Source organism: Bradyrhizobium liaoningense, from assembly GCF_018130955.1.
GTDB lineage: Bacteria > Pseudomonadota > Alphaproteobacteria > Rhizobiales > Xanthobacteraceae > Bradyrhizobium > Bradyrhizobium liaoningense_C.
Genome location: NZ_JAFCJM010000014.1, coordinates 39,300 through 51,889, shown reverse-complemented (window position 1 = coordinate 51,889; position 12,590 = coordinate 39,300). Strand labels below are relative to the sequence as shown.

Sequence of the window (12,590 nt, the reverse complement as noted above, 5' to 3'; positions counted from 1 at the left end):
TCAACGTGTCGTTCTCGTCTTTCGGGATGCAGATCCTGAGATCGTTCGATCGAGCTTCGCGCTCTTGCGCAGTGCGTCCCTGAGATCGCGCGGCACGCCATGCTTCTTCAGGAGATCGGCGATCGCCTCATCCGTCAACTCCTGGAGCGTCTTCGCACGATCGCGTCCGAGCTGCTTGAGCTTGTCGAGCGTGTCGTCGTCGAATTCGATCAACTTGCGCATGGCCGCCTCTTGCCGGTTCGCCCGTGTCGCCTGGCACGGCTCGCAGCTTGCCACATCTGGTGCGGAAGCGTGTCATGACGCCAAGGAGCTGGCGGCTGCATCGCATTCAAGGTCTGTGGGGGAAGTAGGGCGGGGCTGGCGCCTAAAAGAACAAGGCCGTTGACGCAATATACCGTCAACGACCTTGCCAGCCCCGGATATTGAAATCGGCTCACGCCATCCGGTGAACCCAAGCATGACCCGGAATCACACAGGGAAGTGTGATCCAGTTCACAAGCGGCAAAAATTAGTCACCGCGCGAATCAGCCGCGCGACTTGCCTCTCTTGCGGGCACTGGCATAGCCGCGGTGGCGGACCGGCTTGCGCCGGGTCACGGTCGGCGTCTCGGGTTCGCTGGTCTGGGCGCTGGCGAAGGATTTCCGAAGCCCGTCGATGGATTCGTTCAGGCTCGCGACCTGTTCGGACAGCCGCTTGGTATCGGACTGCTGCGCCGCGAGCAGGCGGCGGACCGTCTGAAGCTGGTCCTGCACGACCTGGAGCTGGTCGATCGATTCCTGCTGGGTGGCCTCCAGTCCCCTGGTCTTTTCCACGAGCTGTTCTGAGGCCTGGGCGGTGCGGGCCTGGAGCTGCCGCGACGCAACCATGCGGTCGGTTTCCGGCGTTGCACCGGTATAAGCGCGCCAGATCGCAATCGAGGTGACGCCGGCGATGAGCAGGAAAAGTGCCGCGGCCGTCAGCGCAATCGGCTGGGCGCCGATACGGCTGAAGGCATTGCTTTGCGGTTCGGCGGGCGCGCGGTCGATCATCCCAGACAAAGCCCCAAACAAGACCTATGCGGCAAAGACCGGCAGCGCGTGGGCAGCCGGGACGTCCCGAAAAAGTTACATTTCGGCAAGGAATGGGTCGAAAACGAGGCTAAAGGACCAAAAACTCCGGCAGCCGGGCGTCCGCCGGCGAAAATGGCCCCGTTCCAGGGGTTTCCTGGCCGTGTTCACGGCTGAAACCGGGAGAACAAGCCCGCATAGGTCTTGGTGCCCGGCGCCGCGTAGGGCCCGAGCCTGGAGGTCTTGAGCCCCAGCCGCACTAGGCCCTCGGCCAGCGTCACCGCCGCGGCGACCCCATCGACCACCGGCAGGCCGTGTTTGGCCGCGAGCTCGCCGGCAAGATCCGCCATGCCGGCGCAGCCGAGCACGATGGCCTCGGCCCGGTCATCGCGCATCGCCGCTGTGATCTCGGCGGCGATCTTGCCCAGCGCATCCGAATTGCGCTCCTCGAGTGCCAGCACCGGCACCTCGGCGGCGCGGACGCGGGCGCAGCGCGCAAGAAGGCCGTACTTCTGCAAATTGTGCTCGATCGGCACGATCGAGACGCCGAGTGTCGTGACCACGGCAAAGCGCGCGGCGATCAGGCTTGCCATGTGGAAGGCGGCTTCGCCGATGCCGATCACCGGCGCCTTGGCCGCAGCACGCGCGGCGTCGAGGCCGGTGTCGTCGAAGCAGGCGATGATGTGGGCGTCCGCGCCATCGCGATCGGCATCGCGGATACATCCGAGCATGCCCGGAACGGCGAACGCTTCGTCGTAAAATCCTTCGATCGAGACCGGTCCCATATCGGGCTGGCGTGCATCGATCATGGTGTCGGGGAGCGCGACGGCACGGGCGGCGGTCGCGATCTTCGCCGTCATCGACGCCGTCGTGTTGGGATTGACGATGTGCAGCCGCATCGCGATCAGACAAGCCCCTTGCCAGCGTCCGAGCCTTTGGCCGCCTGCCGCTTGTTCAGCACGTGGATGGTGCCGAGCGCAAGGGTGATCACCGTGAACGAGACGGCCGAGATCACGGTGCCGAGCGCATAGATGTCAGGGTTCGTCACTGTCGTGGTGAGGCCCTGAAGATCGAGCGGCAATGTATTCACTGCCCCGATTGCCTGGCTCGAGCGCGCGAGCTCGTCCCAGGACAGCGTGAAGCCGAACAGTCCAATGCCGATCACGGAGGGCAGGATGATCGGCAGCACGACATGACGGAAGGTTTGCCACGGCGTCGCACCGAGATCGCGGGCGGCTTCCTCGAGCCTCGGATCAAAACGGTTGAAGATCGCGAACATGATGAGCAGGCCGAACGGCAGCGTCCATGTCAGATGCGCGCCAAGCCCGGAGGTGAGCAGGCCCATCGAGGTCTCAAAGTTCTCGTGCCAATGCGCCTTGATCAGATCGTCGATGATGCGGAATTCAAGGGATATGCCGAGCGAGGTGATGATCGAGGGCACGATGAGGCTGGCGATCGCGGAGTAGAACAGGATGCTCTGCGCCTTGAACCTCCTGCGGAAGGCCATGCCGGCGGCGACCGACAGCACGACCGTGACGATCATCACAATGATGCCGAGCAGCAGCGAGCGGCGGAAGGCCGCGCCGAGATCGACGATCCCGGTGCCTTGGAACAGCTTTGCGATCCAGAAGGTCGATACGCCGTTCATCGGGAAGGTGAGGCCGCCCGACGGTCCCTGGAACGACAGGATGTAGATCGCGATCATCGGGCCATAAAGGAACAGCACATAGGCCGCGAAGAAGATTGCGAGCACGTAGAAACTGCGCGGGCGTCCCTCCTTCATCGTCTACAGCTCCTTCTTGATGTCGACGATACGCGACATCATGGTGATGATCAGGAACGTAATGACGAGCAGGATCACGGCATTCGCCGCCGCAGCCGGGAATTGCAGCGCGTTCACCCGCGTCTCGATGATCTTGCCGGCAGCGGCGATCTGCTGGCCGCCCATCACGCCGATGGTGATGAAATCGCCCATCACGATGGTGATGACGAAGATCGAGCCGATCACGATGCCGGGTTTTGAGAGCGGGATGATGACGTTGACAAGCGTCTGGAAGTCGGATGCGCCCGCGTCGTAGGCCGCTTCGATCAGCGACTTGTCGATGCGCACCATCGAATTGAAGATCGGCACCACCATGAAGAAGGTGAAGAGGTGCACGAGCGCCAGCACCACGGAGAATTCGGAGAACAGCAGCCATTCGACCGGGTGGTTGATCAGCCCCGCCTTGACGAGGCCGGAGTTCACCAGGCCGTTGCGGCCGAGCAGCGGAATCCACGCGATCATGCGGATGACGTTGGAGGTCCAGAACGGGATCGTGCAGAGTAGCGAGAGCCCCATCTGCCAGGTCTTGGACTTGACGTGGAAGGCGAGGAAGTAGGCGACCCAGAAGCCGATGAACAGCGTGATCGCCCAGACCATGAAGCAGAGCTTCAGCGTCATCACATAGGTGCGGCCGATCGTGCAGAGCTCGGGCAGCTTGTCGATGCAGCCTTCGAACGTGTCGGTATAGCCGCGCCCGGAGAAGGCCGGCAGCAACTGGTATTCATTGTAGTCCCAGAAGGACACGATCACCACGAACACCAGCGGGATCAGGAAGAAGGCGAGAAACACCAGCATCATCGGCCCGGCCTGGAGCCAGGACACGAAGGAGGGCGACAGGCGCGGCCTCAGCGACGCCTGTGCCTTCGGGGATCCCCGGGTCACGCCCGGGGATCCTTCTTGCAGTATTTCATCCGAGGTGGTCATCACGCAGCGATGAACTCATTCCACTTGCGGACCATGTAGTCGTTCTCGTCCATGACAGCGTTCCAGCAGGCGACGCCGCCCATGCGGTCCTCGTAGGAGCCGCCGTCGCGCACCGCGCCGGCCTTCTCGAGCAGCGAGCCGTCGGGCGCCTTGATGTCCTTTTCGGCGGGCTTGCCTTCCATCCAGTAGGCCCACTCGTAAGGCTCCATGTGCGCCTTCGCGGTCGAGAGCACGGCCGAGTAGTAGCCCTGGCGGTTGAGATAGGCGCCGGCGTAGCCGGACAGGAACCAGTTGACGAACTCATAGGCCCAGTCGAGCTTGGCACCCGACACGCCCTTGGAGACGCAGAAGCCCGAGGCCCAGGAGCGATAGCCTTCCTTCAGCGGCTGGAAGGTGCAGGGGATGCCCATCGAGCGCACCTTGGTCACGGCCGGCGACCACATCGACTGGATGACGGTCTCGCCCGCGGCCATCAGGTTGACGCTCTCGTTGAAGTCCTTCCAGAAGGCGCGGAATTGGCCGGCCTTCTTGGCCTCGGTCAGCACCTTCATGGTGAGATCGATCTCTTCCTTGGTCATGTTGCCCTTGTCGGCATATTTGTATTTGCCGGTGGCTTCGACGACCATCGCGGCATCCATGATGCCGATCGAGGGAATGTTGAGGATCGAGGCCTTGCCCTTGAATTCCGGGTTGAGCAGCTCGGCCCAGGACGAGATCGGGCGCTTGATGAGATCGGGACGGATGCCGAGCGTATCGGCGTTGTAGACGGTCGGAATCAGCGTCACGAACTCGGTCGCCGACGTCGCGAACTTCTTGGAGTCCTTGCCTTCGAGATAGAGCACCTTCCAGGGTGCGGTGCCCTGGTTGCCGATCTTCTTGCCGCCGGGCGTCATGCCCTTGGTGAAGACGGGCGTGATGTTGTCGAACTCTTTGATCTTCTTGGCGTCGAGGGCGAGGATGTTGCCGGAAGGCACGAGCTTCTTCAGCGAGAAATATTCGGTGTCCAGCACGTCGAAGGAGTTCGGCTGGGTCATCACGCGCTTGGTGACGTCGTCGGTGGTGGCGGTGATGTATTCGATCTTGATGCCGGTGTCCTTCAGGCACTGCTTCGAGATGTCGTCGCCCTCGTTCACGGCGGTGCCGAGATAGCGCAGCACCTTCGGATCGGCCGACATCACGTAAGGAAAGCCGGTGATGGCGCCGGATCCGGCGGCAAGGCCCGCGAGACCCGCGGTGCCCTTCAAGAGCGTGCGGCGGCTGAGGCCTTTCCTTCTGGTCGTCTCGGTCATATCAGTCACTCCTCTGTTGCGCATTTTCACGAACGATGGGCTATTGCAGGCGTTGCGCCTTGGCGGGATCCCAGGTGGCCAGCACGCGATCACCCGGACGGAAGGGGTTGACGTCGAAGGTGGCCTCGGGAACGTGGGAGAACAGGGCGGTGCCGTCGTCGAGCGTCAGCGACACGGCGACGTAGGAGCCCTGGTACTCGGTCTGGGTCAGCAGCGCCGGCGCGCCGAACGCGCCGTCAGTGAACGGCACGATGCCAAGTTGATCGGCGCGCACGGCGATGAGCTGGCCCGCGTCGCTGAGCACGTTGTGGCCGCCGATGAAGCGCGCGACGAATTCGGTGCGGGGATGATGGAAGATCTCGCGGGCCGTGCCCTGCTGCTCGATCTTGCCGTGGTTCATCACCACGATGTGGTCGGCGAGCGCCATCGCTTCCTCCTGGCCGTGCGTGACCTGGATGAAGCTGATGCCGAGCTCGCGCTGCAGCCGCTTCAACTCACCGCGCATCCTGACGCGCAGGAAAGGGTCGAGCGCGGAGAGCGGCTCGTCGAGCAGGAGGATCTGCGGCTCGGTGATGAGGGCGCGGGCGAGCGCGACGCGCTGCTGCTGGCCGCCGGAGAGCTGCGCCGGCAGGCGGCCCGCATACTGGCTCATCGCCACGAGCTCGAGCAGCTCGCCGGCCCGCTTGTGGCGCGTCGGCTTGTCGATGCCGCGCATCTTCAGCGCGAAGGCGACATTGTCGATGACGGAGAGGTGCGGAAACAGGGCGTAGGACTGAAACATCATCGCCGTCCCGCGATCGGCCGGCGGCAGGTCGGTGACGTTCTGGGCGCCCAGGATAATGTCGCCCGCGCTGACCGCCTCGTGGCCCGCGATCATCCGCAGCGTCGATGTCTTGCCGCAGCCGGACGGGCCGAGCAGGCAGCAATAGGTGCCGGCCGGGATCTTCAGGTTGACGGCGTCGACCGCCAGCGTGGTGTCGTAGCGCTTGGTGACGGCGACCAGTTCGAGGGCGGCGGGGAGGGCCATGGACTTTCCTGGGACAGGGCAGACGCCCGCTTTTCTCTGCGAGGGTCATGCCAACCGGGTTGCGCGAGCGGATCTCCACAAATGATCCAGCAAAGTCAGGTCGTTAGCTCTAAGTCCGCCGATCTTGATCGTCGGCTGCGCATCTTGCCTCAACTATATGCACACAAAATCGGCAGGGATTGTATAATCTTTCGCCTGTCATTGGATACGGCAGGTCGACTACCCTTGCCGGTGAGTCCGACGATCGAGCCCAACCGAATGGCCCCCAAAGCCCAACCGAAATCCGAGCCCGCGATTGCGCCCGATCAGGGCAGCGACCGCGTCAGCCGTATTCGGGAAGGCGTGACGACCGCGATCCTGGAGCATCGGCTGCTGCCGGGCACCAAGCTCGGCGAGGACGAGATCGGCGAGATTTATGGTGCAAGCCGCACGCTGGTGCGCACCGCGCTCCAGCAGCTTGCGCATGAGGGCATCGTCGCTATCGAGAAGAACCGCGGCGCGTTCGTGGCGCGGCCGACGCCGGCCGATGCGCGCCAGGTGTTCGAGGCACGGCGGCTGATCGAGCCCTCGATCGTCGATCACGCGATCGATGCGGTGTCATCGGACTGGCTCGACCGTCTCCAGCAACATCTTGCCGAGGAGCGCGAGGCCGAGCAGCGCGGCGATGCCCGCGCCTCGGTTCGCTTGTCGGGAGAATTCCACCGGCTCGTCGCCGAGATGAGTGGCCACAGCATCTATGCCGGCTTTCTCAAGGAGCTGATTGCGCGCTCCTCGCTCATCATCCTGCTCTATCGCCGTCACGATCGGCCGGCCTGCGGCACCAGCCATCATGCCGAGATCGTCACCGCGATCCGCAAGAAGGACAAGGTGCAGGCCTGCGCACTGATGCTCTCGCATCTCCGCGAGATCGAGGCGGAACTGTTCCTGAAGGAATCCGCGGCCGACGAGTTGCGGCTCGCGGATGTGCTGGGGGCGTGAGCGGGCCCGCGCCTATGTAAGCGGCGGTCCCTGGCGCCTGATAATCTTGAGCACGAGCAGAACGGCGCCAAGCGCGAGAAACAGCACGCCCAACATCGTCGTGCCGGATGATTCGAAGGTCACGCCGACCGCGGTCAGCAGGCACCCGATGATGATTGCGAAGAGTCCGCCGAGCTTCTTTGTCAGCAGAATGTGTCCGTCGCTCGTTTGTGCCACCATGTTGCGCCTCGTCGCTTGATGGAGGGCCGGCCTGCAAAGCTCCTGTCTTGCCCCATGACCTCCTGTTGCGCAGACCTCATGGGATCGTACTCCCGTCCGAAGCGATTGCAATCTGGCGTTGATCACGAGTCGGATGCGATTTCCACCCTTTGATTAGAGTTCGATGCAGGCGCGACAGCGGCGTTTACGCACTTGCCGAAAATTCCCGATTCGACGTCGCAAACGTTGCGCCTCCCTTAGAGCCGTATGGCAGGACTGCATAATCGCTCTTGGGTTGTAATTTGACTTGCTGTCATCAGCGACGTCAACTCGTCGCGACACGTCGCGTTCTGGAACGGAGCCGGCATGAGTTGAATCTGTTGTGCGGAAGAACGGGCAGGGACTGCGCGAAGGAGAACCCCATGAATGAAATGGATCGCCGCGGCGCGCTGCGCACGTTGCTTGGAGGCGTGGTCCTCGCCGGTGCAGGCGTGAGCCTGTGGCCCCGGGATGCCGCCGCGGCCCTGCCGGATGAGCCGTTCAGCGATCATGCCGCTCCGAACAGAGGCAGATCCGCCCGCACCTATGCGCAAGTTGCACGCCCATTGCCGGAGCCGGCCCATCGCCCGCCGCCCCGGCCGCGCCCGCCGCCGCGGCCGCCGTCTCGGCACCGGCCACGCCGGCGCTGGGTGTGCTGGTGGCATCGCGGACGTCGTCACTGCGGGTGGCGCTGGAGATGATCGAAGGCGGGTGCGACCGCGCTCACACGTCGTCAGCGGAGATCATGTCAGGCTGGTCAGGGCACGTTGTTCACCTGCGGCAGACATGCTCACGCCAGGCCCCAAAATGGTTGCGGCCAGCCATTGGGGGATGGCTGGCCGCGCGCGAACCGGTCTGGGACGGGGAGGGGTGGGGATGTGACCGGGTCGCGTAACTCGTTGAAGGATTCCGTTCGCTCGTAACTATTGGTCTCTGTTGCTGGCCGTGGACACCGCCGGCCGGTTGTCGCCGAGCGACACCCAGACATTGGGATCCGCCTGCGACTGCCGCTTGACGAAGCGGTAGCCCGTCTCGGTCCAGGCGACGACGTTCTCGTTCTGATTGTCGAGAACGAACTCGCCCTTGTCGGTCTTGACCGTCAGCACCGCGTGTCCTTCGCCTTTTTTGTCACGCACGACGGTGATGAGCAGGGCCTCGCGCGGCCAGCCGGCATCCATCAGCATCTTGCGCTTCAACAGCACGTAGTCCTCGCAGTCGCCGTAGCCGTCGGTCGGCAACGACCATTTCTCGATCACGCCCCAGTGCTCCATGTCGGTCAAAGGCTTCACGGTCTCATTGACCCAGCGATTGACCTTGAGCAGATCGCGCCACGCCGTCTGCGACATCACGATGTCGCGCGGCTGCGTCGGACCGCCCTGGCATTGGGCAGTATTGTCGGCACAGAATTCGACCCAGCCGATCGGCGCACGCGTGGTATCGCCGAGGCTCGCGTAGAGCAGACGGTTGTCACCGGCCTGCGCCGCCGCGCTCATTCCCAAAAGGATGGCGGCGAACGCCAACCCTTTCCCCTGTCCTCTGAAGTCGAACATTGTGGCCCCCGTTTCTTGTTGGGACCACGTTTCGCACAGACGATTTGCGTCGCCGCTAAGTGAGGCAAGTCAAGTCGAGACAAACACAAGTAAAACGAGCGGCGAATTCGAGATTTACTTGAATAGAATTCGCGTAAAATTCGAGATGACTGCAATTGACTAAAATTGTCGGCATTAACGCGCCGACGCCTGCGATTGCTGCGTTCGTGCGCCGGGGCGGGCGCCGCGTTAACCGCGAAACGCGCGCGGGCCGCACATGAAAAACGCGGCTCCCGGGATGCGGGGGCCGCGTTCTCTGCGATTCAAGCTGCGTTTTTCGGGTGTTTGCGCTTTACCGCGCGGTAACGCTCTCTTCCAGAGTCTCGATGGGCTGCTCATGCGTGAACTCGATGGCGAAGCCGTCTTCGAGGTTTCGCACCACGCGGCCCTGGACGCGGCCGAGCAGGATCGTCGATTTCAGCGGCGGGCGGTTTTCCGCGGCGATCGCGGCGCCCGACAGCGAGAGGTCGATGATACGGCAGGTCATCTTGTTGCCGTCCTCGAGCGTGAGCACCGCGATCGGGTTGCGCGGCACGATACGGTCGTGGCGGCGATCCTCGGGCAAATTGAGGATGTCGCGGTTAGCGAGCCAGGTGAGCTGGGCGGCGAGCTTGTCGCGCTTGCGGGGCGTCGCCCCGACGGTCATGGCGAAGCCGTTGTCGATGATCCGGGTGATCTTGCCTTCGACGCGGCCGATATGGTCGAGATAGGCGACCACGCGGTCGCCGACATTGCCGATGCCGGGCGCCAGCATGGCGAGCCCGCCGGGGGACATGTTGATGACCTGGCAGGGAAATTCACGGCGGTCCGGCAGCATATAGCGGCCGAGCAGATGCACTTTCACCCGCTGGAAGCGCCGACGCTCCTCGGTGGCCGGAAGAAATTTTCTGTTCGCCAACGCCATTTTCACTACCCGACCCCCGCCCGGGCGGAGTCCGAACGACCCTAAGGCGCACAGGGTTAATGTACCGTTAGCAGCGCGTGCGGGAGTTGTGATTGGCTCAGGCGGGTTGTGGCCGGCGGGCGGCGATGCGCTCGAAAAGCCACAGCAGCAGCGGGCAGACCAGCACCACGGCGGCGCCGAGATCGAGGGCGGCGGAAGCGCTGCCGGTCCAGCTTGCCAGCCGGCCGGCGACGACCGGCCCCAGCATCATGGCCGCATAGAACACGGTGAGGAAGATGCCCATGCCGATGGCGCGCGTTTGCGGCGCCAGCACCCGCGCCGGCAGGCTCATGATCGGACCGGCCGGCTGCCCGGAGACGATGCCGAGCGCAACCACGATCAAGACCACCGAACTCGACCGGGTCAGCAGCGCGAGCAGGAACGCGAGGGCAAAGCTGCCGGCGACGAGCAGGGTCAGCGGTCGCTGCGTGCGATCGGCGAGATAGCCGCCGAGCGGCACGGAGAAGGCCGAGATCCACAGCGCGACGCTGATCACCGAGCCCGCCGCCGCAACCGTCCAGCCGCGCTCGACCAGCAGCGTCGGACCGAAGGACAGGATCATGGCGAAGCCGACGTTGAACAGTCCCCAGATCATGCCGGCGACCATGACGGCCGACACCGTGTGGCGATCGAGCCCGCCGGAGACGGCGGCCGCTGACACGCTGACCGGCGGCGGCTGATAGAACAGCAACAGCACGATGCCAACAGCGACGACCGCGCAGACCGCGAAAAACACGGCGCCTGTGCCGCCGGCCGTGCCGATGATGGGAAGCGTCACGAGCGACAATGCGATCCCGGTCGGCCAGGAATTGATGACGATGCCCATGGCGGTCGCAATTTCCTTGCCGGCAAACCAGTCCGTGGTCATCTTGGTGAGCTGCACGCTCAGGAGCACGCCGCCGACGCCGGCAAGGAGGCGGCCGGCGACCTGAAGGCTCCAGGCATCCGCCAGCGCCATCATCAGGCTGCCGATCATCATCAGCGCCAGTGCCGCGAGCGCCGTCGGCTTGTCGCCGAACCGCGCGCCGATCGCGCCGCCCGGCAGGGCCAGCACGACGCCGGGGGTGAAGTAGAGGCCGATCAGCAGGCCGATATCGGCAAGCCCGACGCCGAACGTCGATTGAAGCAGCGGCGCGACCGCCGCCACGCTCTGAAACTGGAACGCCATGGTGAGGCGCACCAGGAAAAGGATCGCGAGAATGCCCCAGCGGCTGCGCAATGCCTCATCCCCCAGACGTCTCATTCACATGAGATCGTCCGCACAGCGTGCGGTTGCAATCGGCGCGTGTCAACCTGTGGATGTTACCAGCCGTCCAGCGCCTTGACGTAGACCGCATAGGGCTGGCCGCGGATGGCCGGTGCGCCGCGCAGCTTTGCAAAGCCCATTCGCAGTGCAACCGAGATCAGCGGCGTCGTGTGCAATGCGATGATCGATGCGCTGTCACGTCACCGTGTTTGCGTCTTGCGCCTGGTGGTCGCCCAGCATTGGCGCCTTCCCGGATACTTGCTGGAGCCGATCGCCTCCCATAGGCTTGCGTCGCGCCCAACAAATATAACAAGCGCGCGGGAGGAAACACCATGCAGCAAATCCGCGTCTGCACCCACGCCGGACCGGGATCCGAGCCGGTTATCCGCACCGTGCCGTGGCCGAAGATCGGCCGGAAGGCGGCGCTGATCAAGATCGGCGCTTGCGGCGTCTGCGGCACCGATCTGCATATCCTCAAGGGGCACTGGCCAAAGCCGCTGCCGTGGCCGTTCACGCTCGGCCATGAACTCGGCGGCGTCATCGTCGAATGCGGCGAGGAGTTTACCGAAGACTTCATGAGCAAGCGGCTCGAGGTCGGATCGAAGGTGATGATCCCGCCGCTGATGCCGTGCGGCAGCTGCTACTACTGCATCCATTATCCGCAGACGGCCAACAAGTGTCTGACGCCGGTCTATTACGGCCGCTACCTCGGCTTCGACAAGGCGCCGCATCTGTGGGGCGGCTGGGCCGAATATGTCTATGTCGATCTCGAGATGCTGCCGGGCACCAAGATCTACAAGCTGCCCGACGACATGTCGCTGCGGCTGGGCGCGCTGTCGGAACCGCTGACGTCCTGCATCCGCGCCTTCAACCGCGCCACGCGCGCCGGTGGGTTTACCTGGGGCGACACCGTCGTGATCCAGGGCTCCGGTCCCATCGGAATCCTTGCGGTCGCCGCCGCCCGGGAGATGGGGGCAGGGCGCGTGATCTGCGTCGGTGCGCCGGAGGAGCCGCGGCTCAAGCTCGCGCGCGAGTTCGGCGCGGAGGCCACCGTCAACATCGAGGAGCTGAAGACGCCGCAAGACCGCATCAAGGCGGTCCGCGACATCGTCGGCGGTTTTGGCGCCGATCTCGTGATGGATTGCTCGGGCCATCCGACCGCCGGCCCCGAGGGCATCGAGATGCTGCGCGACGGCGGCACCTATGTCGAGATGGGGCAGTTCACTGACGCCGGCTCGATCGAGACCTCCTGGCATCGCATCTGCACCAAGGATCTCAATGTGCTGGGATCCTGGGGCTTTACTGCCAACGATTTGCCGCTCGGCGTCGACATGCTCTACCGCACGGCGGGCAAATATCCGTGGCTGAAGATGCAGACGATCTATCCGTTTACGGAGGAGGGAGTCGCACAGGCCGTGAAGGATGCGATGGCGATGAAGACGGTGAAGTCCACGATCGTGCCGTGGCCGGAGCTGGTGGGTTAGCTGCG

General features: G+C 64.0%; 13 protein-coding genes. 2 read left to right on the top strand and 11 right to left on the bottom strand.

Annotation, left to right across the window (positions count from 1 at the left end):
• The 7 genes from JQ632_RS14250 to JQ632_RS14220 all read right to left on the bottom strand — a co-directional run bounded on the left by JQ632_RS14250 (window position 1) and on the right by JQ632_RS14220 (window position 6,108).
• Window positions 1-222, bottom strand: coding sequence for a hypothetical protein (locus JQ632_RS14250; RefSeq protein WP_212402964.1), 222 nt, complete (start codon window positions 220-222; stop codon window positions 1-3).
• Between the two features lie 302 nt (window positions 223-524).
• Window positions 525-1,028: a hypothetical protein gene (locus tag JQ632_RS14245; protein ID WP_212402963.1), complete on the bottom strand. Its 504-nt coding sequence runs from the start codon at window positions 1,026-1,028 to the stop codon at window positions 525-527.
• A 185-nt stretch (window positions 1,029-1,213) separates the two neighbouring features.
• Window positions 1,214-1,945: an aspartate/glutamate racemase family protein gene (locus JQ632_RS14240; protein ID WP_212402962.1), complete on the bottom strand. Its 732-nt coding sequence runs from the start codon at window positions 1,943-1,945 to the stop codon at window positions 1,214-1,216.
• 5 nt (window positions 1,946-1,950) lie between these two features.
• Window positions 1,951-2,829 (bottom strand): ABC transporter permease, encoded by an 879-nt coding sequence (locus tag JQ632_RS14235; protein WP_212402961.1) that lies wholly within the window; start codon window positions 2,827-2,829, stop codon window positions 1,951-1,953.
• A 3-nt stretch (window positions 2,830-2,832) separates the two neighbouring features.
• Window positions 2,833-3,792: an ABC transporter permease gene (locus tag JQ632_RS14230; protein WP_212403178.1), complete on the bottom strand. Its 960-nt coding sequence runs from the start codon at window positions 3,790-3,792 to the stop codon at window positions 2,833-2,835.
• On the bottom strand, window positions 3,792-5,081 hold the full coding sequence (locus tag JQ632_RS14225; RefSeq protein ID WP_212402960.1) for a PotD/PotF family extracellular solute-binding protein: 1,290 nt from the start codon (window positions 5,079-5,081) through the stop codon (window positions 3,792-3,794). Before JQ632_RS14225 ends, JQ632_RS14230 begins: the two co-directional genes overlap by 1 nt.
• A gap of 40 nt (window positions 5,082-5,121) precedes the next feature.
• Window positions 5,122-6,108, bottom strand: coding sequence for an ABC transporter ATP-binding protein (locus JQ632_RS14220; RefSeq protein ID WP_212402959.1), 987 nt, complete (start codon window positions 6,106-6,108; stop codon window positions 5,122-5,124).
• Between the two features lie 258 nt (window positions 6,109-6,366).
• Between JQ632_RS14220 and JQ632_RS14215 the strand changes: the two genes are divergently transcribed.
• Complete coding sequence (locus JQ632_RS14215; RefSeq protein ID WP_212402958.1) at window positions 6,367-7,086, top strand: GntR family transcriptional regulator; 720 nt, start codon at window positions 6,367-6,369, stop codon at window positions 7,084-7,086.
• Between the two features lie 12 nt (window positions 7,087-7,098).
• Here JQ632_RS14215 and JQ632_RS14210 read toward each other — a convergent pair whose 3' ends face one another.
• From JQ632_RS14210 to JQ632_RS14195, 4 genes are all read right to left on the bottom strand, one after another.
• Window positions 7,099-7,305 (bottom strand): hypothetical protein, encoded by a 207-nt coding sequence (locus JQ632_RS14210; RefSeq protein WP_212402957.1) that lies wholly within the window; start codon window positions 7,303-7,305, stop codon window positions 7,099-7,101.
• Between the two features lie 941 nt (window positions 7,306-8,246).
• On the bottom strand, window positions 8,247-8,873 hold the full coding sequence (locus JQ632_RS14205) for a transglutaminase-like cysteine peptidase (protein WP_212402956.1): 627 nt from the start codon (window positions 8,871-8,873) through the stop codon (window positions 8,247-8,249).
• A 331-nt stretch (window positions 8,874-9,204) separates the two neighbouring features.
• Window positions 9,205-9,816 carry a PilZ domain-containing protein gene (locus JQ632_RS14200; protein ID WP_212402955.1) on the bottom strand — a complete coding sequence of 204 codons (612 nt, stop codon included), beginning with the start codon at window positions 9,814-9,816 and terminating at the stop codon, window positions 9,205-9,207.
• Between the two features lie 97 nt (window positions 9,817-9,913).
• A complete protein-coding gene (locus JQ632_RS14195; protein WP_249151952.1) occupies window positions 9,914-11,098 on the bottom strand; it encodes a CynX/NimT family MFS transporter in 1,185 nt (394 codons plus the stop codon).
• A gap of 335 nt (window positions 11,099-11,433) precedes the next feature.
• Here JQ632_RS14195 and JQ632_RS14190 point away from each other — a divergent pair, with 335 nt between their 5' ends.
• Entirely contained in the window at window positions 11,434-12,585 is a 1,152-nt protein-coding gene (locus JQ632_RS14190) for a zinc-binding dehydrogenase (protein WP_212402954.1), read from the top strand.
• Window positions 12,586-12,590: the final 5 nt, after the last annotated feature.

Excerpts from the sequence above, each read along its gene's own strand:
- JQ632_RS14220 (WP_212402959.1), bottom strand. The coding sequence starts at position 6,108 with ATGGCCCTCCCCGCCGCCCTCGAACTGGTCGCCGTCACCAAGCGCTAC.
- JQ632_RS14240 (WP_212402962.1), bottom strand. The coding sequence starts at position 1,945 with ATGCGGCTGCACATCGTCAATCCCAACACGACGGCGTCGATGACGGCG.
- JQ632_RS14245 (WP_212402963.1), bottom strand. The coding sequence starts at position 1,028 with ATGATCGACCGCGCGCCCGCCGAACCGCAAAGCAATGCCTTCAGCCGT.
- JQ632_RS14210 (WP_212402957.1), bottom strand. The coding sequence starts at position 7,305 with ATGGTGGCACAAACGAGCGACGGACACATTCTGCTGACAAAGAAGCTC.
- JQ632_RS14205 (WP_212402956.1), bottom strand. The coding sequence starts at position 8,873 with ATGTTCGACTTCAGAGGACAGGGGAAAGGGTTGGCGTTCGCCGCCATC.
- JQ632_RS14225 (WP_212402960.1), bottom strand. The coding sequence starts at position 5,081 with ATGACCGAGACGACCAGAAGGAAAGGCCTCAGCCGCCGCACGCTCTTG.
- JQ632_RS14235 (WP_212402961.1), bottom strand. The coding sequence starts at position 2,829 with ATGAAGGAGGGACGCCCGCGCAGTTTCTACGTGCTCGCAATCTTCTTC.
- JQ632_RS14200 (WP_212402955.1), bottom strand. The coding sequence starts at position 9,816 with ATGGCGTTGGCGAACAGAAAATTTCTTCCGGCCACCGAGGAGCGTCGG.
- JQ632_RS14195 (WP_249151952.1), bottom strand. The coding sequence starts at position 11,098 with ATGAGACGTCTGGGGGATGAGGCATTGCGCAGCCGCTGGGGCATTCTC.
- JQ632_RS14190 (WP_212402954.1), top strand. The coding sequence starts at position 11,434 with ATGCAGCAAATCCGCGTCTGCACCCACGCCGGACCGGGATCCGAGCCG.
- JQ632_RS14230 (WP_212403178.1), bottom strand. The coding sequence starts at position 3,792 with ATGACCACCTCGGATGAAATACTGCAAGAAGGATCCCCGGGCGTGACC.
- JQ632_RS14250 (WP_212402964.1), bottom strand. The coding sequence starts at position 222 with ATGCGCAAGTTGATCGAATTCGACGACGACACGCTCGACAAGCTCAAG.
- JQ632_RS14215 (WP_212402958.1), top strand. The coding sequence starts at position 6,367 with ATGGCCCCCAAAGCCCAACCGAAATCCGAGCCCGCGATTGCGCCCGAT.